Annotated in this window: 23 protein-coding genes and 2 tRNA genes; 10 read left to right on the top strand and 15 right to left on the bottom strand. The window is 41.9% G+C overall.

Going from position 1 to position 25,669, the window contains the following annotated elements; all coding sequences use genetic code 11:
* From ACYVRA_RS03340 to ACYVRA_RS03325, 4 genes are all read right to left on the bottom strand, one after another.
* Positions 1-1,419, bottom strand: a 1,419-nt coding sequence (locus ACYVRA_RS03340; RefSeq protein WP_461251330.1) for a family 43 glycosylhydrolase, incomplete at its 3' end; no start/stop codon positions are given.
* 50 nt (positions 1,420-1,469) lie between these two features.
* Positions 1,470-2,570 (bottom strand): hypothetical protein, encoded by a 1,101-nt coding sequence (locus ACYVRA_RS03335; protein ID WP_461251329.1) that lies wholly within the window; start codon positions 2,568-2,570, stop codon positions 1,470-1,472.
* 121 nt (positions 2,571-2,691) lie between these two features.
* Entirely contained in the window at positions 2,692-4,563 is a 1,872-nt protein-coding gene (locus ACYVRA_RS03330) for a glycosyl hydrolase (RefSeq protein WP_461251328.1), read from the bottom strand.
* Between the two features lie 9 nt (positions 4,564-4,572).
* Entirely contained in the window at positions 4,573-6,552 is a 1,980-nt protein-coding gene (locus ACYVRA_RS03325; protein ID WP_461251327.1) for a sugar-binding protein, read from the bottom strand.
* Positions 6,553-6,864: 312 nt separating this feature from the next.
* On the opposite strand from ACYVRA_RS03325, the gene ACYVRA_RS03320 reads away from it, so the two are divergent.
* Both ACYVRA_RS03320 and ACYVRA_RS03315 read left to right on the top strand, forming a co-directional pair.
* Positions 6,865-7,656 carry an AraC family transcriptional regulator gene (locus tag ACYVRA_RS03320; RefSeq protein ID WP_461251326.1) on the top strand — a complete coding sequence of 264 codons (792 nt, stop codon included), beginning with the start codon at positions 6,865-6,867 and terminating at the stop codon, positions 7,654-7,656.
* Positions 7,657-7,800: 144 nt separating this feature from the next.
* Positions 7,801-10,611 carry an ankyrin repeat domain-containing protein gene (locus ACYVRA_RS03315; protein ID WP_461251325.1) on the top strand — a complete coding sequence of 937 codons (2,811 nt, stop codon included), beginning with the start codon at positions 7,801-7,803 and terminating at the stop codon, positions 10,609-10,611.
* 179 nt (positions 10,612-10,790) lie between these two features.
* Here ACYVRA_RS03315 and ACYVRA_RS03310 read toward each other — a convergent pair.
* The 4 genes from ACYVRA_RS03310 to ACYVRA_RS03295 form a co-directional block, all read right to left on the bottom strand.
* Positions 10,791-10,864: transfer RNA gene (locus ACYVRA_RS03310), tRNA-Arg, on the bottom strand.
* 34 nt (positions 10,865-10,898) lie between these two features.
* Complete coding sequence (locus ACYVRA_RS03305) at positions 10,899-12,350, bottom strand: hypothetical protein (protein ID WP_461251324.1); 1,452 nt, start codon at positions 12,348-12,350, stop codon at positions 10,899-10,901.
* 67 nt (positions 12,351-12,417) lie between these two features.
* On the bottom strand, positions 12,418-14,715 hold the full coding sequence (locus tag ACYVRA_RS03300) for a SpoIIE family protein phosphatase (RefSeq protein ID WP_461251323.1): 2,298 nt from the start codon (positions 14,713-14,715) through the stop codon (positions 12,418-12,420).
* Between the two features lie 5 nt (positions 14,716-14,720).
* Positions 14,721-15,038 (bottom strand): STAS domain-containing protein, encoded by a 318-nt coding sequence (locus tag ACYVRA_RS03295; protein WP_461251322.1) that lies wholly within the window; start codon positions 15,036-15,038, stop codon positions 14,721-14,723.
* 121 nt (positions 15,039-15,159) lie between these two features.
* Here ACYVRA_RS03295 and ACYVRA_RS03290 point away from each other — a divergent pair.
* The 4 genes from ACYVRA_RS03290 to ACYVRA_RS03275 all read left to right on the top strand — a co-directional run bounded on the left by ACYVRA_RS03290 (position 15,160) and on the right by ACYVRA_RS03275 (position 18,700).
* Positions 15,160-15,231 (top strand) — tRNA-His (locus ACYVRA_RS03290).
* Positions 15,232-15,443: 212 nt separating this feature from the next.
* The gene (locus tag ACYVRA_RS03285) at positions 15,444-16,049 is read left to right on the top strand and encodes a hypothetical protein (RefSeq protein WP_461251321.1); all 606 of its coding nucleotides are present in this window, start codon (positions 15,444-15,446) and stop codon (positions 16,047-16,049) included.
* 283 nt (positions 16,050-16,332) lie between these two features.
* Entirely contained in the window at positions 16,333-17,016 is a 684-nt protein-coding gene (locus ACYVRA_RS03280) for a hypothetical protein (RefSeq protein WP_461251320.1), read from the top strand.
* Positions 17,017-17,188: 172 nt separating this feature from the next.
* A complete protein-coding gene (locus ACYVRA_RS03275; RefSeq protein WP_461251302.1) occupies positions 17,189-18,700 on the top strand; it encodes a transposase in 1,512 nt (503 codons plus the stop codon).
* A gap of 203 nt (positions 18,701-18,903) precedes the next feature.
* On the opposite strand, the gene ACYVRA_RS03270 is transcribed toward ACYVRA_RS03275, so the two are convergent.
* The 7 genes from ACYVRA_RS03270 to ACYVRA_RS03240 form a co-directional block, all read right to left on the bottom strand.
* The gene (locus tag ACYVRA_RS03270; protein WP_461251319.1) at positions 18,904-19,134 is read right to left on the bottom strand and encodes a Y-family DNA polymerase; all 231 of its coding nucleotides are present in this window, start codon (positions 19,132-19,134) and stop codon (positions 18,904-18,906) included.
* Between the two features lie 4 nt (positions 19,135-19,138).
* Positions 19,139-19,507, bottom strand: coding sequence for a S24 family peptidase (locus ACYVRA_RS03265; protein ID WP_461251318.1), 369 nt, complete (start codon positions 19,505-19,507; stop codon positions 19,139-19,141).
* A gap of 131 nt (positions 19,508-19,638) precedes the next feature.
* Complete coding sequence (locus tag ACYVRA_RS03260; RefSeq protein WP_461251317.1) at positions 19,639-20,070, bottom strand: tetratricopeptide repeat protein; 432 nt, start codon at positions 20,068-20,070, stop codon at positions 19,639-19,641.
* Positions 20,071-20,134: 64 nt separating this feature from the next.
* On the bottom strand, positions 20,135-20,482 hold the full coding sequence (locus ACYVRA_RS03255; RefSeq protein WP_461251316.1) for a hypothetical protein: 348 nt from the start codon (positions 20,480-20,482) through the stop codon (positions 20,135-20,137).
* A gap of 53 nt (positions 20,483-20,535) precedes the next feature.
* The gene (locus ACYVRA_RS03250) at positions 20,536-21,672 is read right to left on the bottom strand and encodes a hypothetical protein (protein WP_461251315.1); all 1,137 of its coding nucleotides are present in this window, start codon (positions 21,670-21,672) and stop codon (positions 20,536-20,538) included.
* 216 nt (positions 21,673-21,888) lie between these two features.
* A complete protein-coding gene (locus ACYVRA_RS03245; protein WP_461251314.1) occupies positions 21,889-22,197 on the bottom strand; it encodes a Y-family DNA polymerase in 309 nt (102 codons plus the stop codon).
* Between the two features lie 4 nt (positions 22,198-22,201).
* Positions 22,202-22,570, bottom strand: coding sequence for a S24 family peptidase (locus ACYVRA_RS03240; RefSeq protein ID WP_461251313.1), 369 nt, complete (start codon positions 22,568-22,570; stop codon positions 22,202-22,204).
* 331 nt (positions 22,571-22,901) lie between these two features.
* On the opposite strand from ACYVRA_RS03240, the gene ACYVRA_RS03235 reads away from it, so the two are divergent.
* From ACYVRA_RS03235 to ACYVRA_RS03220, 4 genes are all read left to right on the top strand, one after another.
* Complete coding sequence (locus ACYVRA_RS03235) at positions 22,902-23,459, top strand: hypothetical protein (protein ID WP_461251312.1); 558 nt, start codon at positions 22,902-22,904, stop codon at positions 23,457-23,459.
* Between the two features lie 332 nt (positions 23,460-23,791).
* A complete protein-coding gene (locus ACYVRA_RS03230) occupies positions 23,792-24,613 on the top strand; it encodes a hypothetical protein (protein WP_461251311.1) in 822 nt (273 codons plus the stop codon).
* A gap of 432 nt (positions 24,614-25,045) precedes the next feature.
* Positions 25,046-25,276, top strand: coding sequence for a hypothetical protein (locus ACYVRA_RS03225; protein WP_461251310.1), 231 nt, complete (start codon positions 25,046-25,048; stop codon positions 25,274-25,276).
* A gap of 11 nt (positions 25,277-25,287) precedes the next feature.
* Entirely contained in the window at positions 25,288-25,527 is a 240-nt protein-coding gene (locus ACYVRA_RS03220; protein ID WP_461251309.1) for a cytidine/deoxycytidylate deaminase family protein, read from the top strand.
* The last annotated feature ends 142 nt before the right edge of the window (positions 25,528-25,669 follow it).

Here is a 25,669-nt window from a genome sequence, read left to right as displayed (position 1 = left end):
GATCCGCAGTTCAATCGCTCCGTAATCCGTATCAGCGTCAGGCGTTCGTATGCCAACTGTAAATTTTTTAGCCCCGCCGTCACCAAAATCAACGCCGTAAAGCGCGAGCCAGTCGCCGGTATCAATACTGGTTACAAGCATCTGATTGCTTGCGTCGGCCAACGGTCTGGTATAAATACCGCCCTGAATGCCGATAGTTTCAGCCTCATTTTGAATGTACGGGTCAAGATACTCTGCCTGTTCAACTCCTTTACGCGTCATAACTACAGGCGGTATGGAATCATTTGGGTTTATTGGCATGTTGTCAATAAAAGGAGAGCGCATCCTTGTAACGCCCATAGCTTCTCCCGCCTTTTGGGTGTGGTATATCATATACGTCCCGCCTTTAAACTCAAACATGGCATGGTGGACATTGGTATCAGTCGAGCCAAGCTGCGTTGCCGCAGTGGTTAAAACATTTGCACGTTCGCCAAACCCGCTCAAAGGTCCCGTGGTAGATTTCATATAGGAAATTGAACCGCCTCCCGTGTTAACGCTATACGAAAAATAGTAAACGTCGTTGATTTTTTTCATATCGCTGGCTTCAAACAGGTAAGGCACCTTCCAAGCTTCTGGATCTTGGGCAAGGCTTATCATGTCGTTGCCAAGTTTTACACGGCGCGCGTTCCCGGGATCTTCGCCGGATCCGCCGCCGCCGAAAAACAGATACGCCTGACCGTCATCATCAATAAAAACGCTCGGATCAAAAAGCCATGTAACCGCATCACAGGTTGGAGTATCGCGGTCTATCAGCAATTTGTTCAGAGGTGAAGTCCACGGGCCGGCGGGGCTGTTTCCAACAACAACGCCGATACCGTTCCCGCTATTTGCCCAGTATAAAAAGAACCTTGGCTTTCCGCCTACTATTTTCCATGCCGCAGTCGGCGCCCACGACGCGTTAACGCCTTCTATATTTACCAGCGGATTCCAATCCGTAACAAGCGGGTTGGTATTTTCAGGACCGGCAATATTCACCGCGCCGTGATCCGTCCAGTTTGCCAAATCCAACGAAGAAACGACGCGGATGCCCTGAATACCTTTGGCATACGAAGGAGAACCGCTTAAAGCGCCGTCGCTGCCGTACTCCAGAGTGTCATTGCTCATGTACACATATAACCGCCCGCTATATGTTAATACGTTGGGATCGGCGCCAAAAGCCTGAGTGAACAGCGGATTTCTGTGCCCCCAGATTTTCCATGAATTTGACATATCCGCAGGGAAGCCCCCGGATATGTCAAACAGAGCCGCCAATTCCTGCGCTGACGGCTGATCTTCCAAAATTGACACATTACCGCTTGGGGTATTGTCACTTTCGTTTGAACAGGCGGTAAAAGCGAAACATAATACTACTGCCAGTCCTATAAACATAATTTTTTTCATATGTTTCTCCAAGAAAAATTACATCTGTCATCATGCAAATGAGCTAATTGTTAAAAAGTGAATACCGTCCGCAGGTTTATTTTCTGCGTTTGTTTATTATTTACAGGGTCAAGCGGCTCATTTTCAAAGGAGTATACAAAGGCGACATAAGTGTTGGGCGCGAAGGTCGCCCTTATCTGCGGTTCAACATTCCAGAATCTGTAGGGAACGTCTTTAATCGATACGTCTCCGGCGTCTATACGGAAATTGAACGCCGCGCCAAGACTTAACCAGTCTAATATATTGTAGTAAAAACTGACCCTGGTATGCAATTCGTTGTACTTAACCCCTATATGATAACCAACGCGCAGTTGCGCGGTAAAATTCCGAGGCGCCCATTGCGCGTAGAACCAGTTAGTGTAAATCCTTGTCACCAGGTCATCGTCTTCGTTTTCCGTGCCTATGCCCCTCCACCAGCCGTTAACCCAGATTGAAAGACCGTCTACCACTTTTCTTAAAGCGCGTTCTTCCAACCGGTACATCATTTCCATGCCTTCGTTCACATTATAAACGTCCGATTCCCCGTCCAACCGATAACAAAAACGCCCGTGGAAATAGTCGTTGGTATATGAAATTCCAAGTACCGATTCCATCAGAATGTCGGTAAGGGTATTTTTTTCCGGGTAATAATTAGCGTTATTCCATGTGTTCAATACAAAACCGATATTCAGACCGGGTAAAATCTTGGGTTTTATTTCAGTCCGCACGCCTATCTGATTATCCAATTCCTGCCAAATATCGGGACCGCCCGCCGCCCAAGGTGATTCACCAAGCTTGCCGGCGACTATCCGCAGTTGTTCGTCAATAAAATTGCCGTATGCAAAAGCAAATGCCCACTGATTCGGCTGACTCATAGACCATGCCGTCTGCTCAAAGCGGACTTTCATGCCGATGATGTCCTTTTTCATGTGCAGATTCATCCTGAAACGCCCTTCGTTTGGACCTGCGTCATCATTGTTATGTATTCTTGCTTTTTCTTCAACCTTGTCAGGAGTTTCAACTTTTTCCCAGTAAAGACCTGTCTTCATCTCACCGGAAACTTCCAATGTTTGAGCGTATATGCCCGCTGTGAACAGTAATGCAAAAACAGCCATAAGTATTATTTTTTTCATTTATATCTCCTATATAGTGAGTGGGGAGTGGGGAGTAGGTTATTGTTAGTAGACTGTGCTTGATAATAACAAGCACAGCTTACAGACAAACCCTATTTCCCACTCCCCACTCTCAATTCTCTTACTTCGCAAACTTTATAGACACGATACTGTTAGCCGGTAAATAGAAATCTGCCGTTTTTCCGTCGCTCGCTAAAACAACAAGATGAGGCGCATGCCTATTACCCGTACTGTCCGAGATAATAGCGCTGGCGTACTGCGCATCGCCAAAATCCGCCGGGAGGTTTACCCTGATATTCTGCCCTTCCGCATCTGCGGTGGTGCGCTTGTCGTATATTACCAGGCTGATGGAATCTTCCCGCTTCTTTTCAGGCACCTGTTTTTCCCAATAGGATGCGGGATTTGCTTTTCTACGGAAAGCGGATGCTTTTACTTTAATGCTGCTGCTGTAGCCGGTAGTAGAGTTATTGTCACTGGTATTGCCGACTGCGGGATGGCCGGTAACTGTGGCGGGAACCCGTACTGTGTCGGTGGCATATTTTGCCCAGTGGGAAAGAATATAGCCGCGCGGCAGAATTTCATTGTTGACGGTTCCGAATGCGTTATCGCCAATAAAACAGTAGAAGCGTTTTAAGTACCACCAAACAAAAGCGTTTACATTGTCACATCTGACATCGTTGTCAACCGCATCAGCGAAAACCCATACAAACTCCCATTTGGAATCCTGTTCATAATTTCCTTCGCCTGAGTTAATATTCCATTCAGTCATCCAGACTTCTTTTCTGTTGTTATCGTTATCCGCTTGTACCGCCGTGTAGGAATTGCTATGGTTTCCATAGGTATGAAAAGCGTAAATGTCAATTGCCGCGTGTGCTGTGGGGTTATCCCTGGCAGCATTATTCCATGTAACGTTTTGATGCGCTTCACCGCTCATGACTTTTACGGATTGCGGGTTAACACTGTCATTCGGGTTAAGCGCTTTTCCTCCGCCGTATCCTGCTACGCCTGTCATGAATTTGCCTATTCCGCTAGTAGTGAAAAAATCCACCTGTTGCTGGCTAGTCCATTCGCAACCCGCGTAAGACGCCGGCCATGACGGCTCATTCTGAATGGAAATCGCATAAATAGGCGCACCGTAACTGGCCATGCTCCGGGCGTAATTTTTAAGATACTCCGCATAATCCCTATAATGTACGGGCAACAGATACGAAGGAGCGGTACCGGCTTCCGATTCGTTCACTTTCCACTCCGGAGGCGGGGTCCACGGGCTTGCCAACACATAGCCGCCGTACTTGTTCACCCGCTTGACAACTTCAAGGTACGTTATCTGATTGTTCATTTGAGGTTCAACCTCGCCGTTTATAACATCTTCCAGAGGTTTCGGCCAGATCATAATACGCAGTATATTAAAGCCCAGTCCGGTATCCGGATTGAACATAGTATCTATATCCTTGAGTTCCATATACCGCGCGGGTGCGCCGATTGCAAAAGCGTTGGACATTCCTCCAAAACCTCGGACATACTGTTGGTTTGCATTTGTTATATTAACGGTTACTGCCGGAGCCGCTTCCGCCGCGTCAAGAATTCTAACCCGGGCAGGATTACTTGTATTTGTTCGGGGCGCAGAACCTGTTTTTGTATTGGTAACAACAGCATAGTAAAAATTTTCCGTTTTGCTTCCGAGTTGCGGAGGATAGGAGGCGTTTTTAGCGCCAGTTATCTCTGTACCGCCGGTATTTGAGAACGTTGTATTTTCATACCACTGATACGTTATGGCTCCGCCGTCGCTTGCAGAGGCTTGTACTCTCAAATCCCTGATTGTGGCACCGGACACATAATCACCGCTAGTCGGGTGTATGCTGATAATCGGTAATGCCGACGTTCCGCTTGTGCCGGGATTTGAATTGTCCTCGGCGGGAGGAGTACAGGCGGTAAATAATAACGCTAATGCTAATAAAGGTATTAGCGCAAATAAAAACCCGTGTTTTCTCATATTATTCTCCTATTCCTTACTTGCTTTCAACGTTACAATGCCGAAACTCTTGACATTCTGGTACGCCTGGCTAGTAACGCCGTTCCATGTGAGAATGCCGTTACGCGTTGCCGCTATCGCGCAGGCGTTGACCTGCAGTTCAAGGCCGATTTCCGCTCCGTCTATTACCTTGTTGTCCGCGCCAAAAACTTGGTCATCATCGGTTCCGTAATGTACCCACGGAACCCTCATTATAACCACATAACCAATTTCTTTACCATCGCCATTCTTCTTTACCCATGTGCTAACCTTTTTATCAATTTGAAACTTGGTTATAGGATTGAAGGTTGTGGGAGCGTTACCCTTTTCGCCTGACAGCCATACCGTGCCGTCCGCGTTGGGCAATCCTGAACGGTACTGGTTGCCGTAGTTACCGGTTTTTTGGGCCTGCCACCGTTCGTTAACGAAGAATTCAACCGAATCGCGCGTATGAGCGTCACTGGGAACGGAATTACCTGTAACCGTAACATCAGTGCCGGGAGTATATGTAGACGAATCGCCTGAGACTGAAGCAGAACGGACTTTCGTTGCTCCTGTTTCAGATTCCTTATAATCCTTAAAGTCTATATCCCAGTACGACCAGAGTCCGTCATCGTCCCAGAGGACTTTTGCCCTTGCGGTCGTATGCCGTCCGTAATCAAATCCAAACCACGCGTTATACGATTCCGCAGTGTTAAGCCGGCTGACATCCAGCCAGCCTTTCATATCGCCTTCGCCTTCATCCGTAAAGTAAGCCGCTTCATTCCAGATTGGATCGATGTATTGCTCGGAAGAAGCTTTAATTGTAGGAGTGCCTTTATAAACGACCCCATAGCTTTTGGCGATGAACCGTACCTGGTACCAGTTGGTGGTACCTTTGTTAGCTGATGTTACCTTGATAATTAAATCAGACGCGTCCGGCGGGAATTGATAGGGTGATGTTCCGTCATAAGCGGTTGGTTCAGGATAAATAACAGAGGTTGAGGCAGCGCCCCTTGGGGGGGTTCTCGCCCACACAACAGTGGCTTCCTCATCGTTAGCTTCTATAACTACCGTAAAACCTTCTTCGGGCATCTTTCCATCCGCCTGGCAGGTACCACGTTGGGTAGAACCAGCAACGCCCCAGTTGCCATTACCCCAACTAGTACGGGGGGTTCCAAGACTGTCTGCATCTGATTCGCCAATTTTCACGTTTTTCAATGTCGCGTCACGTCCGATTTGAACTTCAATCTTATAGTAACTGATGTTCACTTGGTTTTCCGCAGTTACTTTGACAAATAAATAATCACCGTCGGCAAACGTATGGGTGTTATTAGTGGCGGCAAACGTGCCGTCTGCAGAAAATGCGTATTCTACAGTCGCGGTATTAGCACGAGGAGTTCCCACAATATTAGCATCAGTTTTTTTTGCATTACTCAGGCTTAACTTCCCGATATTTGTGATTTCATCCAATGTGACTGCCGGTGTGCCAAGTTCCGCAGTCACTTCCGCTACAGTCAGCGTACTTAATTGGCTATTAGCGTTCTTCAGCTGTATGTCAAAACGGTAATAATTAACGGTCTTCCCGTCCTCAGACGTTACCCGGATATACAAAGCCTGTCCAACGGAAATATCAAGGGTACTATTGGAATCAAATGCCGACGGTTTATCATAACCAGATGCCAAACCGTATGCCGCTTTTGCGCCGGCGGAAATTACAACATTTACTTGTACGCCTGCTAACTCTGAAGTATCGTTTAGCATTACAATTTTCGTATATTCAGTGTCGTAAAAATCATCATCATTCCATAAGCTGACGGATATGGGTGATGGAACATCTACAGCAGCGCCTTTAACAGTGATACTGGTAAGTTTCGCCTCAGTATTGTTCGACGAATCGCCGCAGCTTATCACAAAGCTTGCCGCGAGCGCGAGCGTCATAATAAAGACGGTCATTATCGCGGCGGATTTAAACATTTTGTGGTTTTTCATAAAATCTCCTTAAGATTTTTATAAGATTTATTAGGAATACTGTCCCGGACAGCCGTAAATTAACAAATACGCGATATGTTATTGTCACATAAAAAGCGCCTGATATCAAAGAAAGGGTAAATAATGCGTACTATGGATGTTACTATACATAACTAAATGATAATCATCAATGTAAATACTACATTTTATTGTATATATTAAATAATATTAACCTTAATACGGAAATGTAAAGTTGAATAAAATCAAAAAATATATATATACTATACAATCATATATAAATTAAATTTTAATATTTATTCTTTGGAGGAAATCATGAAGAAAATAACAAGCGAAGATTTTGTACCAAGAATATTTTATAGCGTTTTTAGAAAATGTCAACTTAAATGGCAGTTGCGTCCGCATTTTGTTGAACATTATGATATAACATATATTATTAAGGGAAACGCCCGTTATACAATTAATGGAAAGGATCATGAGCTAAGTCAAGGTGATCTTGTCTGCCTGTCCGAAGGCGTTGAAAAAGCGGCTGTAACATATCCTAAAAGCCTGATGCATTGTTTTTCCGTCAATTTTGATTCGCTTTACCCGTCATTTAAATATCCACCGCCGTCATTTCCAACTGTAAGCAATATCGGTCTTAGGCAGGATTTAATCGACTTGTTCAGGGAACTTACGATATGTTGGAATAATCAACAGGAAGGTTATAAAATGAGAAGCCGCGCCTTGCTTATGCTGATTTTGCACCGTCTGTCCGAAATTCTCATATACGAAATTGATAACATAACGGGAGATTACCGTATAAATAAAACAACTAATTTCATAGCGATGCATTATTCGGACAGTCTCACGGTGAAAGGTCTTGCCGAGTTGGTTCATTTGGATGAAGTTTACTTTGGACACTTGTTCAAACAACAAACCGGGAAAACGGTACACCAGTACATCACGCAGATACGGATACGAAACGCCGAAAATATGCTGCAAAGCGGCAGTTACAAAGTGTACGAGGTTGCCGAACAATGCGGCTTTAGCGATGTTATTCATTTTTACAAGGCGTTCAGGACGCTTCGCGGATTTCCACCGTCAAGATGTATACCAAGGAAATAAAAGGAATTAAATAGAAGAAATTAACCACGGAGTACACGGAGTTACACGGAGGAAGAGAAGATTTTCGGACTTAAACTCCGTGCAACTCCGTGTACTCCGTGGTTTTTATTTCTTTATTGCTTTTTTTATACCGATAATATAATTATGAAAAAGGCATTTTCTTTTCCCGTATTCTTTTATGTATTTACGGTTATTTTAGCGCTTATTATCAGTTGCGCGAGTACTGCCGCCGGTAAGCGTAAAGAGGCTCCCGAAGGCGAAATATCTCCTGTTTGGGGATTGTTACAAAAAGGCGATGAGAGCGCCAAATCATATTTTCAGGGTGAAGTCGACGTTAACGCGTCTGATCCTGCCGGAAGAACTCCAATTTTCTACGCGGTGGAAAAAAAAGACGCGCAGCTTGTGAGTTTTTTCCTCTCGCATGGGGCTAACCCCAATGTTGTCGATAATGAAGGACAAACCCCTCTGGGATTGTGCCTTAAAAATAATGATCTTAAAATAGCGGAATTGTTAGCTGCAAACGGCGCCGATATTCACAAACCAATACCATTCGCGGAAAACGCGTCTGTCGCGATTCTCGCGCTGGAAACAAATCCTATGATTTTTACGGCAATTTTAAATCCCGTGACAATTAACTCGACGGACGCTACGGGAAAAACAGTTCTTCATAAAGCCGTTATTATAGGCAATATGAACGCCGTAATGGAAATATTGGCGTCCACTTCCTCTTCCACAGCCTTAATCAATAAAAAAGATAATGATGATAAAAACGCTCTTGACTACGCCCTTTCAAGAGCGGATTCCAGAACTCATATCGCGATAGCCGAACATTTGATATTAGCTGGCGGCTACTGCGATAATCCCGTATTTTCCTACTTTGGCCCAGCCGTCCGCAGCGCGAATTATAATATCCGCAGAAATGAAGGGCTTGCGCCTATTCATTATGCCGTAATGGATAACCACACCGGTCTTGTGATATTCCTGCTTGAGAAAAAGATTGATCTGAATATAAAAACCACATCAGGTGCTACGGCTCTTCATGAAGCGGTAAGAATAGGAAATATTGACATTATTTCCATGCTTGTTAATTCAGGCGCCGATGTCAACGCGACAGACGCAGGCGGAAATACTCCTCTTCATGTCGGCATTCCCCCTGACGCGTATTTAAACGTCTTAGCCTTGTTAGTTTCCAGAGGAGCCGACGTCAATCTTCGCGACGAACACGGCGATACGCCCCTTCATATAGCCGTTATGTTAAATCGTTCTCCTGAATCCGTCAAATTATTATTGACTTCCGGAGGAGACGTGCACATCAGGAATATAAACGGAAAAACGCCGCTGTATATCGCCGTTCAGGAACGCCGTACTTTGTTAATCCCGCTTTTAATAGAATCCGGTTCTGAAATATTCGCATTTGATAATAATGGAGTAACGCCTTTTGAAATATCCGCAAAGGCGAATGACGGCACATATAATTTATTAATTACTAAAGAGACTGTTAATCAAAGGGACAGTTCCGGAAATACAATGCTTCATTCCGCGGTTATTAACCGCGCCCAATCCGAACAAATAGGACGCATACTTGACCAGCACGCACTTGTTGATTCAAGAAACAGGGACGGAGATACGGCGCTTCATATCGCCGTAAGGACAAATCAGAGGGAAACAGGCGAATATTTAATTGTCCGAGGAGCTAGTATTTTTTCTCTTAACAGCGCCGGTGAAAGCCCGCTTTCTCTCGCGTTAAAAACGGACAATATACGGGAATGGATTATTAATTCTACTACTATTACGTTAAAAGACGGTTTGGGAAATAATATGCTTCATTACGCCGCTGAATGGGGATTAAATAACATTATTTCTATAATTATAAGAAGCGGCATCTCAGTTGACACCCAAAACGCGACAGGGCAGACTCCTATATTTATGGCTACAAAATGCGACAGTCCGTCTACAATTAAAATATTTATTGATAATAACGCTAATTTAAACATACGCGACAGTCAGGGTAATTCCGTCCTTCACGCCGCAGTACGCTGGAACGCAATAAATTCACTTACTTACCTTATTTCATCGGGAATGGACATAAACGCCAATTCATTAAATGGCAATACTCCCCTACACGACGCAATTATTCTTAATCTGCCTGAAATTGAATCATTACTTATAAAACTTGGCGCGAATCTTGAAAGCAGAAATATTGACGGTAATACTCCTTTAATGGAAGCCATAAGATGCGGAGTCGCGTCTTCTATTGACAGACTTGCCTCAAGCGGAGCCGACACTTCAAGCAGAAATACCAATGGAGACACTCCTTTGCACATCGCTGTCGCAATGGAACGGATTGACATCGCGAATATTTTATTAAGAACAGGCGTTTCTATTCACGCCCGTAATACAAGAAACAGAACTCCTTTTCAAACTGCGCTAAGCATATCGCCTAGGATGGTATCGGCTCTTTTAGATAACAATAGAATTTTTATACCTGACGATTACGGCAATTCAGTTCTTCATATCGCGTTACTCGAAAGAACATCTGACGAAATAATAAACGCGATAGTAAAACAAGGAGCTAGAATAAACGCGGTTGATAATAACGGTAAAACTCCGTTACGTTTGGCGCTTGATTTGGAATTATGGCAAGCGGCAAAAATAATCGCCGATTCAGGCGCCGATCCTTTCTTTGTTTCGGCTGACGGCAAATCTCCTGCTGAAATCGCGTTTGCAAAAGGTGAGATTGCCATCAGAGCCGTTTTTTCTGGAAAAGCGATAAGCGCCAAAGACAGTTCCGGCAATACTATTTTACATTACGCCGCAAGATTAGGCGGTCCTGAAATAATTTCCATCCTTCTTGAATTAGGCGCGAACAGGAGCATAAAAAACATCGCCTCTGAAAGCCCCAATGACATTGCCGTAAGATGGAATAGAAGGGATAACGCTGAACTACTGAGATAATACGAAAGATTTTCACACAAAGAACACAAAGGAAGAGAAGATCACGAAGAAGAGGATCAGGGGTTTTTGTCCGAAAATTATGCGTGAGCTTCACGATAAGATAACGAACATAACCTCCTTTCCCTTCTTTGTGTTCTTTGTACCTTTGTGATCTTTGTGTGAGGTCTTTTCGAATAATGTGACAGACGCGGGATTTGAACCCACTACCTTCAGCTCCGGAGGCTGACGCTCTATCCAAGTGAGCTAGTCTGCCGTATTTTTTAATTTATCTTTTTGTTCGGGAATTGTCAATTGCCGGTGTCAAATACGGTATCTCCAAGTTTTTGACGGGAAATGTCAACTGATTGTCGGTATTTTTCTAACGCGTTTTTCTCTCTTTCAAGTTCATTGAATGTATAAATTGTTTTATTGTCTTTTATCTCTATTTGCGGGTTTGATATCGCGCCCATGTCTTTTATTACTCTGTCCGCCGCCGACGCGAGATCATCGGGGCGGCATTCCGACACGGACGGATTAAACGCGCTAATGTCAATATTATTTGGAGAAGAAAATATCTTGCTAAAACTAAAACGTTTAAAGTTTTTTAGTTTTATTTCATTGTTTTCTTTTTTTTCAATAAAAAAACGGGCAGTGGGAATAATCCAAAACAGAATGGAAAAAACAAGCGGAATTAACCCTAATGCGACTTTTATTAAGTTGTGAGGTTCATTTGCCATAAATGAAAAAAAATAATGAGTATAAGCGTAAAGTTTTGACGCGCTTTGGTACTGAATATCGCTTAATAATTGTCCAGCGTTAAAAGACTGATATAAAAAATATGAGCCAAATATTATGTTTACAGCGTTAATTACCGCAAACCAGCCGTTTGTTGATTTTTTATTATCAGAAAATATTTTTAATCTCTTTACAGGAGGAATAAGTTCGTCTAGTTTTTCTTTATCGGCGTTTAACAAAAGTTTGTCAAAACGGTAAACTATTGTTCCCTCTTCTGTAGCTTCGGGGCTTCCTTCAAACTTTGAACAGAAAGAGAGAATATCAGTCTGCGCTTCCTGACTGTTCTTTCCAGTAAACGCCATGTATTCGGCAAGGGAGATAACTCCCCTGTTTGCCTGAATGTACGATATAATCGCCTTGTATTCCTGATCTTCCCAATTTTTATTCGGGTCTTCTTCGCCAAAGACAAAAGAAAATACCGCCTTGTGCAATGGGCGCGTTTCGCTCTTTTGTTTAACATTTCTGCGTTCATACCCGTATCCATATCTTGGACGGGTCAATTCAGAGTAAAACCATATCCGCCAGATAAGATTGAATATGCCAAAGTTGACGGATCCGCCGCCCCTCTTCCCTCCCCTGCCGCCTGACTTTCCAGCTACTGATAAAAATACGCTTGCAAGCGCGAGCGCGATAAAAAAAATAAAATATCCTACAAGCATTACTACTATCCAGATTTTAAATAAAAAAGCGCTGGCGGTTTTTAAAAATAAAAATACTTTTTTTGCAGTCTTTTTAAGCGCGGCGCTTAATCCTCTGTAACGGCTTGTAAAACCATTGGGGAAATAATATAGAATTTCACCAGACTCCGTTACCCGCAAATGCCCGGAGTACTCATCTGCGGCTTTTGGCAAAAGTTCGTGAACAACGGCAAGAGACAGCGCAGTAGCCGCGCAAACGTCAGCCGCGACAGCGCCTTTCTTTCGTCGTTTAAGCGCGGTAATAACTTTTTGATATTCAGTTGACATTGATTTATTCTAGCATTTTAAATAATGGATAAGCTACCATTTACACCGGAAAAAATAACGTAAAACATTACGCGGTCAGCGGCGGCTTTTTTGAAATTATCAGTATATTTTTACCATCTTCCCGCGCGTACTCTACTCTATCCATAATTTTCTTGATCATATAAAGCCCCAAACCGCCGATTTCGCGCTCATTTATGGGTTTATTCAAGTCTGGGGCTTCATGCTCTTTCGGATTGAATGGCTGTCCGTTATCTTCAAATTTTAATGTTATTCCATTTTCCGTTGAGATTGAAATTTTGACTCTCCCGCCTTCCTGCCCATAAGCGTAATTTACAATATTGGTAAATACTTCTTCCACTGCAATTTCAATTTCATTTTGAATGTTGAGCGGATAATTTGTCTTTATTAATTTTGAGGATAAAAATTTAATCACTTCGTTAAGTGATTCTTTTTTAGCTTCAACCGTTATTTCATTTTTTGTATCAGCGTTTTTATTTTCATTTATATGCAGAGCCAGCATGGCAATATCGTCAGCCTGCTGTGCACCAGCGGCAAAATAATCCACTTCTTTTTTTATATTGACAATAAGTTCTTTAGGAGAAGATAATTTGTATTTATTAAGAGCGTCAAGAAGCCTTTCTTCTCCAAACAGTTCTTTGGAACCGTTCATAGCTTCCGTAACGCCGTCCGTGTAAAAATAAAGCGTATCGCCGCCGTTAAGCGTTATTTCCTCCTGCGCGTATTTTGCGTCTCTCATTACAGCTAACACAATTTGCGGTTTGCTTCTTATATATTCAAATGAACTGCCGTTCTTTTTTAAAAGCGGCGGATTATGACCGGCGTTGACAAAAACAAATCTGCCTGTAGGAATATTGTAAATTCCCATAATCGAAGTTACAAATATGCACGCGTCGTTATTTTGGCATAGCTTTTTATTTATAAACTCAAAAACATCTTTGGGGTTTTTATCGGATGAAAAATAATTAATCAGCGTTTTTGTGTTTACCATGAATAAAGAAGCCGGAATCCCTTTTCCGGAAACGTCGGCTATCACTACGGCAAGATTATCTTTATCAATAAGGAAAAAATCATAAAAATCGCCGCCCACTTCTTTTGCGGGAATCATTTCAGCGAATATATCAAATTCATCCCTTAACGGGAAAGCCGGAAACTTGGCGGGAAGCATGCTTGCCTGTATTTCACGGGCTATGGCTAGTTCTGTATTAATTCGGTTTTTTTCTTCGCGCTCATGGACATTTTCATCAATCGCTTTTTTTAAATCTCCAGTCATTTTGTTAAACGTTCTCGCGAGCTGTCCTAGTTCATCATTTGACTTAACATCTATCTTCTTGTCCAAATTCCCAAGCTCAATACGCTCAACGCCGCTTGTAAGATTTTTTATGGGAGTATTTATAAACATGGAAACAAACAAATACGCTAAAACCAGTATAGCTACAAACGATATTTCAATTATGCCCGTAAATAGGGAGTTCCGTTTTTCAACGTCTTCAAATATTTCTTTTTCCGGTATCTGAATTGACAAAAGCCAGCCGTTTTTCATGTAACGGCCAAAACGCAAATAGTTTATGTTTTTATATGTAAAACGATCAGATGAAATATCCCAGGGTATGCTTTTTAATGATTCTCCAGTAAAACTGTCGGTAAATACGCTTGAAATAATATAATCTTTGTCAGGAACGCACAATAAGACAAAACTGTTTTTTGTGGGATTAATCATTATTAATTTTTTAATTACTTCCTCTATTTCCCAGTCAACCGTGGTTATGGCGATTAACTTTCCATTTTTAAATATTCCCGCTCCCGCAGTCGTCATTAAGCTGAACGTGCCGGTATCATCGACATAAGGTTTTGTCCACACGACTTGAAACGGACGCGTAACGCCTTGTGATATTTCACGATACCAGTTTCTATTATGGTAATCGTATTCATCCATAAAAAAAATATTGTCGATTTTCGCTTTATTTGTAGTCTTGTCAAGAAACGCGTAAAAACCGGCTCGTAATCTGCCGCTGTTGAATGAATAAGGTTCAAACCAAAAGCCTCCGCCTACAGCGTTCACAAGAACGCCTACTCCGTCCAATACAAATTCTTCCCCGAATTTTTCCGATTGTTCTTCGTAACAAAGCTGTCCGCCTAACGCGTAAAAGACGGCGCTTCTTTCCAATTCTGCAATCATTTTATTTACTTTTTCAGTTTCAATATCAAGAGTTTTTTGTATGCTTTCAAGCCGAAGGCGTTTGTAATTTTCAGTTGTAGTAATTGAATAGATGATAAACGAAGCGCCTGTTAATATTATAAAAATAAGTACTATTACTAATATTTTTGTTCTGATTGAATTAATCACGATATTCAATTTGTAATAAGCATTTCTTTAAGGGCGACCATACCCAGAACTTTTTTTACAATTTCGGACGGATGTTCAATTTTTAAAGATCCGCCTTCTTCAGTCGCCTGTTTATAGATTTTTAAAATTACCCTTATTCCGATAGAACTAAGATACTCAACCTGCATCATATTAAGAATAATATTTTTATTCCCGTCGCTTAACGCCTTTTCAAGATTTAAAAGCAATTCATTTGCGCTATTTGAATCTATGCGTCCTTTAACGGAAATTTTGCAAATCCCGTCTATTATGTTTTGGGTAATTTCAAGGATGTTTTCCGCCATATTTTTCTCCTATAATGAAGAATTTCTACCTCATGTTTTATTATAAGCGAATAGAAAACAGTTGACAAGTTTACATATTGACAAAAACGCCAATTTTCTTCATATTAAAATAAATCTCATGGTGGATGTAGCTCAGCGGTAGAGTCCCAGATTGTGGATCTGGTCGTCGCGGGTTCAAACCCCGTCATCCACCCGTAATGTAATTCGTTGCTACATAAGGAATTAGTATAAAAGTCCTTGCCACGGGAGATCCCCGCGTAAGGCTCCAAATTAAAAAGTGTAGAAAAATCTGTAGAATTTTTCTACCAAGGAGCTTTTTATGCGTAGGGAATATTACCTTCACAAACGCAAAAATCTGAAATCAACGCCGATGACGCAGTAAAGATTGTTGAAACACTAAAAAACATGGGGCTAATTGACATTGCCGTCGTCAAGAATACAGGGCGCGGAGCTGTTCCTTTTACCGATTATCTTGAATCATTTTGGGATTATGACAAATCGGAATACATAAAAGACAGGCTTAGTCATGGATATAGATTCTCAAAGCGGTACGCTTATGAATGTCTTATCCGCGTCAAATCAGTATTAAAACCGTTTTTTCAAGATAAAAAATTAAACTGCGTGACTACCGACGATCTTCGGGAATTGTCAAATCAGTTGGCGGCTCGCGGTCTGGCGACATCGTCAATCAATCAAATTCTTCTGTGCGCCTGTACCCCATTAAAATACGCTTATAATCAAAAGTATATCGCTTCTAACCCGTGCCAAGGGCTGACCAAATTTTCAATTACCAATAAAGAAAGGGGAGTCCTGACGGAAGCGGAAGCGGCGGCGGTTTTTTCCGTGGAATGGAAAGACAAGAGGAGTTTTGTCGCCTCTCTCATAGCCTGTACGACGGGGGCAAGGCAGGGAGAAATTATCGTATTAAAGCCGGAATATTTGTTTTCATTCATGGCGGCATTTTTTCTGTTCAAAACTAACGGAAAAAATGAACGGCGAAAAAGTCGCTAAAGTTTCCGGGCATATAAGCTAAGCGGTATTCAAAAAATACGCCGATCACATTGAGCATAAAAATATTAAGGAAGTCGGCAACGCGGCGGCAGAATCATTCGTGCGGATTTTACAGTTTAAGAAGGCGGTATAGTAAGTGTGCTTTTTCCGTAACAGCCGCCTCTTGCAGTATTGCACAATTGTGTAAGACGCAGTTACAAGGCTGAACTTGACAAGTTTATCATCTATTTTACCCCTTGCCAACAATCAAACTTGCGTATATATTTAAGACAGGGAGACGCAAATGCCGACAAAAACAGCAGTAAAAAAGCCACTTAAAAAAAACATAAAAAAAGCACCCAAAAAGTCTTCATGGGGTACTATTGAAGAAGGTTTCAAACAACTTCAAAAATCCCAAGACGAAGCATGGAAAGTCCATCGTGAAACCGAAAAATCTTTAAAAAAATCCCAAGACGAAGCATGGGCGGCAATACGAGAAACCCAAAAATCCTCAAAAAAATCCCATGACGAAACATGGGCGGCAATTAAAGAAACCCAAAAGAACATCGGTGGTCTTAACAATACATTAGGCTCAATGGTAGAACGCATAATGACTCCTGCGCTTCCCCAAAAATTCAAATCTCTGGGCTTTACGTTTGATAAAATTACAACAGTACAATGGGCGGCACAGGGCAACATCTACGCCGAACTAGACGGACTACTGGAAAACGGCACACAGGCAATGGTAGTAGAAGTAAAAACCACCCTCGAAATTGAGGACATAAACGCCCATATAAAACGCATGGAAAAAGTACGCAAGTATGCCGATGACCACAACGACAAAAGGGAATTTTTGGGGGCAATAGCCGCAATGGTAATAAAACCCAAGCCAAGAGATTACGCATTAAATCAAGGTTTTTTTCTTATAGAGCCGTCAGGCGATGATGTAAAAGTTATTAAGCCGGAAGGGAAACCAAAAATCTGGTAAACTCTTTCTTTCTCTCTATTCTTTTTTCCCTGCTCTTTGCTATCTGCTCATAGTGCATATTACCTTTTCAAGAAAGTATACACTCCATAGAGCTTGTAGAAAAACAATAAATATCGCATAACAAAATAAAAAATTGACATAAGAAGAAAAACCGCGATATAATAAATTTATTATGGCAAGATATAAACATAGCGAAGCGGGAAACGGGCAGGGATTATTTTTGTCTGTAAATCTTAAAGAACAACTTCTGCCCGGGACATTTGAGTACATGCTGAATGATCTAATAGGAAAAAGAATAGACATAAGCATGTTTGACAAAAACTACAAGAATGACCAAACGGGAGCGAAGGCCATACCGCCTGGAGTGCTGATAAAGCTCATCATATACGGATACTTAAAAGGCGTAAAAAGCTCGCGCGGGCTGGATGAATTAAGCAGGAATAATATAACGGCCAAAGCCCTCGCGGAAGACATGGAACCCCATTGGACGACGATAGCGGATTTCATATCAGGCAACGGCGTGCTGTTTGAGGAAACATTTGTAAAGGTATTAGCTTACTGCGCGGAATTAGGGCTTATAGGCGGACAGGAATTCGCGGTTGACGGACTGCGGCTGCCGTCGAACGCGTCGCTGGAAATGACCGGAAGGGCGGAAGAACTGGAAAAGAAACTGAAAGTGTATCGCCGTATGGCGGAAAAGCATGTGGCGAAACACCGTCGGCAGGACGAACAAGGAAAAGGGGACGAAGAAACTGAACGGCATTATCAAGAACGGCAGAAAAAACTGAACAGGCGGATAGAAAAGATAAGCGAGTTTTTGGAAAACATGGAAAAGAAAGAAGGGAAAAGAGGGAAAGAGACGAGGTCGAACGTGACCGACAATGAAAGCGCGCTTATTTACAGTTCCAAAGAATACATACAGGGATACATAGGTTTGGCGGTATCGGACAAAAAAGAACAAATAATAATAAGCGCGCGGGCGGTAGGCGACGCGCACGAAGGCCCGCATTTTCCGCGGATGCTGGACGGCGCGCTGGCTAATTTGAAAGAAGCGGGGGTAAAAAAAAAGAAGAGAGCAAAAATGATAATGCTGGCTGACAAGAATTATTTCAGCGAAGAAAATTTGAAAGCCTGCAAGGAGCGCGGGGTGGAAGCGGTAATAGCCGACTTGGAATACAAAAAAAGGCTTGAAACAAATGAGAACAGGAAATATAACGCGGATGAATTTAAATACAACAAAAAAGGCGATTATTATAAATGCCCGAACGGAAAGAAGCTTGCTTTTAAAAAAACTGATACGGTAGGCGGGCATGAAGGGAGAGTGTATAAAGCGAACGTGAAAGACTGCCGCGTTTGCCCGCTTGCTTCGAAATGCCTGAAGAGCAAAAAAGATCCAAGCAAATTAATCGGCGGGCGTGGGTTGTTTATATCCGAGCGCAACGGCAGCGGGAGCTTAATCCGGGCGTTGCGGAAAAAACTGAACACCCAGGAATATCAGGATCTGTACGCGTACCGGATACAAATAATCGAACCTGTGTTTTCTAATATCGCCTACTGTAAAAGACTGAATCGTTTTTCATTGCGGGGAACTGGGAAAGTAAACGGCCAATGGCAGCTCTATTGCATGGTTCATAATCTTGGCAAATGCCTGAAAGGGTACAACTTAATGAATGGATACGCGTAAGAAACGGATAAACCTTACCGGAAGTGGTAACGGATATTTAAAAATAATTGTGTAGAAGTTTAAACTTTCAATAACACCAATTTTTATTTCTTTGAAGGACTACAGAATCTGTGAGAAATGAGTTTTTCTACAAGCTCCATATAGCGGTAGTCGGCTGTCAGGGTACACTATGAAAAAGTGGTGTCGGTTACTTGTGGGTAACCTTAGAGGGTGTAGTTACTGGAAAATATTTTTACTCCTAGTTTTTCCATTTTGTTTTTGTTCTGGAAAAATACATCTCCTCTCTTAAAGCCCAGGGCTTTACATTCGCCATTAAGGGCTATGACAATTCCGTCATTGTTTGATAATACCGCTATTGGGCTGTGGTATAAATCGGGGCGAAATATACGCTCGCAAGCGGCATAGAATGAATTGCCGTCAATGTGCATTAACATAAAATCAATGCTCCTTTATTGAAGTTGTAACAACTCCGATAATTTCGGTGTCATCATAAGTGGGTTTTATGTCGGTTAAATTGTTTGTAAAAACAGTAGAGCCGTTGCGTTCCGTCATAAGACGACATAAAAATTGCCCTTCGTGCCGTATCAGGACAAAGTTATTGAGTACAGGTGTTTTGGAGCGGTCTACTACAAGCAACGCACCTTTAAGCAAGCCTAGAGTTTCCATGTCGCCGCTGTCCAAGCGGAAAAAGTAGGTTGCCGCAGGGTTCTTAATAAGCAGATTATTGAGGTCAATAGCCGTATCTTCATAGCCCTGTGCCGGAGACGCAAAACCTGTAACTTTCCCACTAGCAGATAATTTATCCATGTTATAATTATACTATACACTTGTATAGTTTGTAAATAGCAAGGAAAAAAACGAATTCCATGACGCAAAAAATATACGCTATATATGGGGGTGGTCGGGAGTGAAGGTACACTATGAAAAAGTGGTGTCAGTTACATTTTAATAATAACATCTTCAATATCGGACATTAAACCAAGTTCCATGTCGAAAGCCAAATTGAGATAGTAAGAGGCTTTTTCCTCGTCTTTGGTTACGCCCAGACCGAATTTATAAGCTATGCCTATCCCTACAATGGCGTCAGTGTCGAAATCCATCATTAGCTCTTGGTATATTTCAAAAGCTTCATCTAAGTCTTGGGCTTCGCCATTACCATAGGTTAAAAGCCACGCAAGTTCTTTTTTTGAGGCTTCACTGCCTAATTCTATGGCTTTACGATACCACGCTTCGGCGGCTATGTAGTCTTTTGGAAAAAACTTACCTCTTGAATACATAAAAGCAAGCAAGCGCATTGAGCGGATATTTCCGTTTTCGGCTTTCTTAATTACGGCTTCTATTCTTTTTTTGACTTCGGAATGTTTAGACATTTAATTTTACTCCAATAAATCAGGCTATGATTAATTGTAAAATAAAATTGTATTAATATCAATATCACATCTCCAGTTCAATAAATGTATTACTTTTCAAATTCATTAGGCTGAATTTCCTGTACTGCGGCTCATCAGGGAAGGCGTATAATTGGGCTTTGCCAAACATCGTATCGTCTCCGTCAAATTCATAAATGTAATAATTGCCAAAAGGAGAAAAATAATGGAGATATATTTTTGGCTCTTGTGAAAATTTGCTATTACTGATTTTTGGGATAGTAGGGATAAGGGCGGCTAATCGGTTTATCTCGTCTCTAAAAATATTTTTGTGCTTGCGTAATTGCATAAGTTGGTCGTGCGGAAAGAATTTTGCTACCGCTTCCAAAGTTGCGTTAATATTTTTCTTTTTCATAATTTTTAGGAATTAACGCCGCCTTTTTATCAACGGCGTTAAATCTTATCCTCCTATTTGTTTGGTAGTCCTGGCGTTGTGTAGCCTGTGCCGGTTACATACCAATCTGTTGTGTTAAAATGATTTGCTCGATATTCATATCTGCTGACGCTTTTGTATGTGCTTGTTATATTAGATGTGTCTACTGCGTCATAGGGCGTTGGCTTTTCGTCGTCTGCTGACTCCCACGCTTCAACATTCCATAGGTGTTCAGAGATTTGCTCAAAGTGCGTTACATCTTTTGCCCACTTTGCGGCGGGGGCTTCGTTCATTATTACTGCGTCAAAAATTTTACCGCTTGCGTCCGTCAAATAAACTATGTCGGTCTTGTAAAGATATTTGTTTGAACCTTCTACCCATAAATCCCTAGCGGTGGGGCATGACTCGTAACCGCCCGATAACGAAAGATTATCACCTAATTCATTTACACAATTTGTTGAAAGCGTCCGCAAATGTAGGGTTATATATTCACCTAACGCAACATCAATGTTGGGGAAATTGTAAACAAAGGGATTGGCGGCGTTGTGCATTATGTGGACGCTGATACCCTGCAAATTGCCCGACCGTTTTACCCGAAACTCGATGTACTCCACTTTTTTTAATGTGTCCAAAAATTCGGGACGTAACTCGTTAATCTCAATAATCGGCGGCTCGATAACAGGCGGTATAACTGGCGGCTCTGTAGGTTGTTCAACTGGCGGTATCACTGGCGGTGGCTCTACTGGTGGTATAACCACAGGCGGCTCAACAATCGGCGGCGGTATTACTGGTGGTTCTGTCGGTGGTTCTACAATCGGCGGTGGCTCTACTGTAGGCGGTTCGACCACAGGCAGTATTACTGGTGGCTCTGTTGGCGGTGTCTCAATAATCGGCGGCTCGATTATTGGCGGTTCAATAATAGGCGGTTCGGGTATAGGTTGCTCTGTATCATTCGGCACTGGCTCAATTTCTCCCCCTTCGATAGTTTCAGGTTCGTTTGTTTCAGGCTGTCCCTGTTCCGCTCCCTGTTCCGTTTCGGTGTCGGTTTCCACAGTAGGCGGTAGACCTGTCTCGGTCTCGGTTTGAATTTCGTCTTGGCTTGCGTCATGTGAGCAACCACACAGGGCAAGCAGTAATGAAAAAATCATTACATAGAAAATTAGATGTTTCATTTTTCACTCCTCAAAAAAGATTTTTTAATCGCACAAGCGACACCTATATATGGGTGCGGACTATGCGTTTTGCTTTACTTTCGGAGAAAATTTTTTTACTTTTTTCGCTTTTTTGGCTGCTGTCTCGAGCGAAGCTCGGCAGCAGCCGATTTTAATGAAAAGGTACGCTATATATGGGGGTGGTCGGGAGTGAAGGTACACTATGAAAAAGTGGTGTCAGTTACATTTTAATAATAACACGACATCGGGGGCAAAACGGCTGTAAATTAAATTCATGCGAGCGGACATATCGGCATAGAGGGTGTAGTTACTGGAAAATATTTTTACTCCTAGTTTTTCCATTTTGTTTTTGTTCTGGAAAAATACATCTCCTCTCTTAAAGCCCAGGGCTTTACATTCGCCATTAAGGGCTATGACAATTCCGTCATTGTTGCTTAATACCGCTATTGGGCTGTGGTATAAATCGGGGCGAAATATACGCTCGCAAGCGGCATAGAATGAATTGCCGTCAATGTGCATTATCATAAAATCAATGCTCCTTTATTGAAGTTGTAACAACACCGATAATTTCGGTGTCATCATAAGTGGGCTTTATGTCGATTAAACTATTTGTAAAAACAGTAGAGCCGTTGCGTTCCGTCATAAGACGACATAAAAATTGCCCTTCGTGCCGTATCAGGACAAAGTTATTGAGTACAGGTGTTTTGGAGCGGTCTACTACAAGCAACGCACCTTTAAGCAAGCCTAGAGTTTCCATGTCGCCGCTGTCCAAGCGGAAAAAGTAGGTAGCCGCAGGGTTCTTAATAAGCAGATTATTGAGGTCAATAGCCGTATCTTCATAGCCCTGTGCCGGAGACGCAAAACCTGTAACTTTCCCACTAGCAGATAATTTATCCATGTTATAATTATACTATACACTTGTATAGTTTGTAAATAGCAAGGAAAAAAACGAATTCCATGACGCAAAAAATATACGCTATATATGGGGGTGGTCGGGAGTGAAGGTACACTATGAAAAAGTGGTGTCAGTTACATTTTAATAATAACATTGACACTATTCCCCAAAAATGATAAATTTCATATATATCCCAAATTTGGGATTTATATGAAATAAAGCTTCATATACAAGTAGTTATATGCAATACGCCCAGAGATTTTTTGAATATTTTTAAAAATGTGTTGATAATATTTTAATTGCTTGTTAAAATAAAAATATTAAGGAGAAATTTATGAACAAAGGAATTGTGGGTTTTTTTTCTTTTATCCTCTTTTTCATAGTGCAACAGGATGTTATGGCTGCTGGATTTTTGGATTATGCTGGTTCTGGACAATCACTCAATCAATTCAAAAGTCGTTACTCTGAAGTCAAAAATGATTGGGTAATTGGTGAAGCTTATATAGCAAATTATGCAGCTTCTAATTATTCATTGCAAGAATTTATGAGAAGATATACAGAAATTGAAAATAATAATGGAGGAATTGCACCTGGATATTATGCCATGTATGCGGCTTCAACAAATAGTCTTCAAATATTTATTCAACGGTATTATGAAATTAAAAATAATCCTGGCGTAATTCCAGAAGCATATTATGCTCAATATGCTTATTCAAAACACACACTTCAAGAATTTAAAAGAAGATATTCAGAAATTCAAGGAAATAGTGGAGGAATAGCACCAGCATATTATGCACAATATGCTGCTTCTGTTCATTCACTTCAAGAATTTAAAAGAAGATATTCAGAAATTCAAGGAAATAGTGGAGGAATAGCACCAGCATATTATTGAAGGGGCGTACTGCATATAACAGGCCGGTAAACGCGTCGCCGCCTTACGGCGGCTCGGGGTTCCGTTCGGCTAGGTCGCCTAAAGGCTCCCACGCCTCACTCCCCCCACATTTTTTTGCGCCCGAAAAACCGCTTTGCGGTTTTCTCCATCGGGCGCAAAAAAACGTCTTTTACCGCCGGAACGTTAAGTGCCATTAGTCCTAAACTTTATTGAGGAATAATTGCATTAATGGTTTTAAGAATGTGCCTTCGGCACGGTAGGCAAATTTTGTAATTAATGTGGGCTTCGCCCACGACCGCCTTACGGCGGCAAAAATTATAAAGGAGCGTGTTATGAAAAACACAATCAATTTCAAAACTATCCTACGGATAGTCGGGATTATCGCCCTTGTTGCGGTAATAGGGTTCTCAATGGTGGCTTGTGATGATGGCACTGGCAATAATGACAATGGAGACGGTACTGGTAGTAATAGTTCCAACACATCAATTAACGGCGCGTGGAGGGAAGTGTCCGGCGGAGTCGCCAGTGGAATGCTTGTTACTATCGAGGGCAGCAACGGTTTCTTTACGCAGGTTACGGGCGATTGGCTAAAAGCCAGGGATAAGGGGAATATCACTATCGGCGATGTGTTTATAAGGAATATCGCTTCAACGGGGAACCGTACATGGTCATGTCAGAATATATTGGTGAATGGAACTACTTACGCTCTTGCTAATTGGGCTGACGGCACGCTTACTTTATCCACCGATGGCAATACTCTTACTAAAAATACGCCGACTTCTGGGACGCCGGTTATTACTTATAGCAGGATTACCGATGGGATTAACGGCGCGTGGAGGGAAGTGTCCGGCGGAGTCGCCAGTGGAATGCTTGTTACTATCGAGGGCAGCAACGGTTTCTTTACGCAGGTTACGGGCGATTGGCTAAAAGCCAGGGATAAGGGGAATATCACTATCGGCGATGTGTTTATAAGGAATATCGCTTCAACGGGGAACCGTACATGGTCATGTCAGAATATATTGGTGAATGGAACTACTTACGCTCTTGCTAATTGGGCTGACGGCACGCTTACTTTATCCGCCGATGGCAATACTCTTACTAAAAATACGCCGACTTCTGGGACGCCGGTTATTACTTATACCAGAGTGCGGTAACGTAAGAATAATAATAAATGTAACTGACTCCATTTTATCACTGAATAAAATGGAGAATGTATTAAAAAATAATGGTGTACGGACTAACGGCACTTAACAAACGGTAAAAGTACGCCGCCCTGTTCGGGCGGCTAGGGTTCAGGCGGCTAGGTCATGGGCGTTGCCCATTCCCACGCCGCCTTCACCCACATTGCAAGCCCCCGCAATGCTCCGCATTGCTTTAATGGGGGCTTGCAACGTCTTTTACCTAAGAACGTTATACGGCATTTGTCCTAAACTTGATTTTAGAATATATGGATAAGGAATGGATGAATAAAAAATGCGCCTACAGTGTGGTTATCAATTATTGTATAATATGGGGAAAAAGCCTTATTTTCCCTATTTGATTGACAAAATTTGTTTTGTATTATATATTACATATGAGAGGTATATATGAGAAAAGCAATAACCCTGTTTCTGTTATTAACTATTGCCGGATTGTCTTTTGTTTCTTGCCAGTTTGACGATACAACTTACTGCCCCTATTGCGGCTCGTCACTCATAAAAGAAGACGGTAAAGGAGTATTGAAAGACGGCACAGAATTTCAAATGTATAAATGTCAGTCTTGTGGAAAACGTTTTGGCGTTGAAATGTTGAAACAAAATAAACCTTGGCCATTATAAGGAGGCTTAAAATGAAAAAGTATACTGTTTTTTTGTTGGCGGTTCTTGTTTTTATTACGGGCATTATTTTTACAGGCTGTCATGGTTATGAAGCAACTGTTAAATATTGCCCATATTGCAATTCCCTGGCAATAAGAGAAAAGGAATCAATACCTCATTATGGTTACAATAATTATGTGGATCTATATGAAAAAGTATTTAGTTGCGATACATGTGGTAAAGAATTTGGCATTGTTGATTGGATATATTAAGAGAATTTGCCTTATGTTAAAATAGGGCATGTCAGGTTTTTTTGGTAAATAAAATACTCTTTTTTTAATATAGTGTACGGACAAACGCCGTATAACAGGACGGTAAAAGTACGCCCCTTCGGGGCTAGGCTACACAAAAGCG

Source organism: Treponema sp. R8-4-B8 (assembly GCF_054786175.1).
Note: the sequence above shows the minus strand (reverse complement) of the source record. Positions and strands in the feature narration are given on the sequence as shown.

What these genes read in the sequence shown, in the direction of transcription:
- ACYVRA_RS03240 (WP_461251313.1), bottom strand. Translation starts at nt 22,570, where the DNA reads ATGGATAAATTATCTGCTAGTGGGAAAGTTACAGGTTTTGCGTCTCCG.
- ACYVRA_RS03235 (WP_461251312.1), top strand. Translation starts at nt 22,902, where the DNA reads ATGAACAAAGGAATTGTGGGTTTTTTTTCTTTTATCCTCTTTTTCATA.
- ACYVRA_RS03220 (WP_461251309.1), top strand. Translation starts at nt 25,288, where the DNA reads ATGAAAAAGTATACTGTTTTTTTGTTGGCGGTTCTTGTTTTTATTACG.
- ACYVRA_RS03315 (WP_461251325.1), top strand. Translation starts at nt 7,801, where the DNA reads ATGAAAAAGGCATTTTCTTTTCCCGTATTCTTTTATGTATTTACGGTT.
- ACYVRA_RS03280 (WP_461251320.1), top strand. Translation starts at nt 16,333, where the DNA reads ATGCCGACAAAAACAGCAGTAAAAAAGCCACTTAAAAAAAACATAAAA.
- ACYVRA_RS03285 (WP_461251321.1), top strand. Translation starts at nt 15,444, where the DNA reads ATGGGGCTAATTGACATTGCCGTCGTCAAGAATACAGGGCGCGGAGCT.
- ACYVRA_RS03305 (WP_461251324.1), bottom strand. Translation starts at nt 12,350, where the DNA reads ATGTCAACTGAATATCAAAAAGTTATTACCGCGCTTAAACGACGAAAG.
- ACYVRA_RS03265 (WP_461251318.1), bottom strand. Translation starts at nt 19,507, where the DNA reads ATGGATAAATTATCTGCTAGTGGGAAAGTTACAGGTTTTGCGTCTCCG.
- ACYVRA_RS03320 (WP_461251326.1), top strand. Translation starts at nt 6,865, where the DNA reads ATGAAGAAAATAACAAGCGAAGATTTTGTACCAAGAATATTTTATAGC.
- ACYVRA_RS03230 (WP_461251311.1), top strand. Translation starts at nt 23,792, where the DNA reads ATGAAAAACACAATCAATTTCAAAACTATCCTACGGATAGTCGGGATT.
- ACYVRA_RS03260 (WP_461251317.1), bottom strand. Translation starts at nt 20,070, where the DNA reads ATGTCTAAACATTCCGAAGTCAAAAAAAGAATAGAAGCCGTAATTAAG.
- ACYVRA_RS03225 (WP_461251310.1), top strand. Translation starts at nt 25,046, where the DNA reads ATGAGAAAAGCAATAACCCTGTTTCTGTTATTAACTATTGCCGGATTG.
- ACYVRA_RS03245 (WP_461251314.1), bottom strand. Translation starts at nt 22,197, where the DNA reads ATGATAATGCACATTGACGGCAATTCATTCTATGCCGCTTGCGAGCGT.
- ACYVRA_RS03255 (WP_461251316.1), bottom strand. Translation starts at nt 20,482, where the DNA reads ATGAAAAAGAAAAATATTAACGCAACTTTGGAAGCGGTAGCAAAATTC.
- ACYVRA_RS03275 (WP_461251302.1), top strand. Translation starts at nt 17,189, where the DNA reads ATGGCAAGATATAAACATAGCGAAGCGGGAAACGGGCAGGGATTATTT.
- ACYVRA_RS03250 (WP_461251315.1), bottom strand. Translation starts at nt 21,672, where the DNA reads ATGAAACATCTAATTTTCTATGTAATGATTTTTTCATTACTGCTTGCC.
- ACYVRA_RS03270 (WP_461251319.1), bottom strand. Translation starts at nt 19,134, where the DNA reads ATGTTAATGCACATTGACGGCAATTCATTCTATGCCGCTTGCGAGCGT.
- ACYVRA_RS03295 (WP_461251322.1), bottom strand. Translation starts at nt 15,038, where the DNA reads ATGGCGGAAAACATCCTTGAAATTACCCAAAACATAATAGACGGGATT.
- ACYVRA_RS03330 (WP_461251328.1), bottom strand. Translation starts at nt 4,563, where the DNA reads ATGAGAAAACACGGGTTTTTATTTGCGCTAATACCTTTATTAGCATTA.
- ACYVRA_RS03335 (WP_461251329.1), bottom strand. Translation starts at nt 2,570, where the DNA reads ATGAAAAAAATAATACTTATGGCTGTTTTTGCATTACTGTTCACAGCG.
- ACYVRA_RS03325 (WP_461251327.1), bottom strand. Translation starts at nt 6,552, where the DNA reads ATGAAAAACCACAAAATGTTTAAATCCGCCGCGATAATGACCGTCTTT.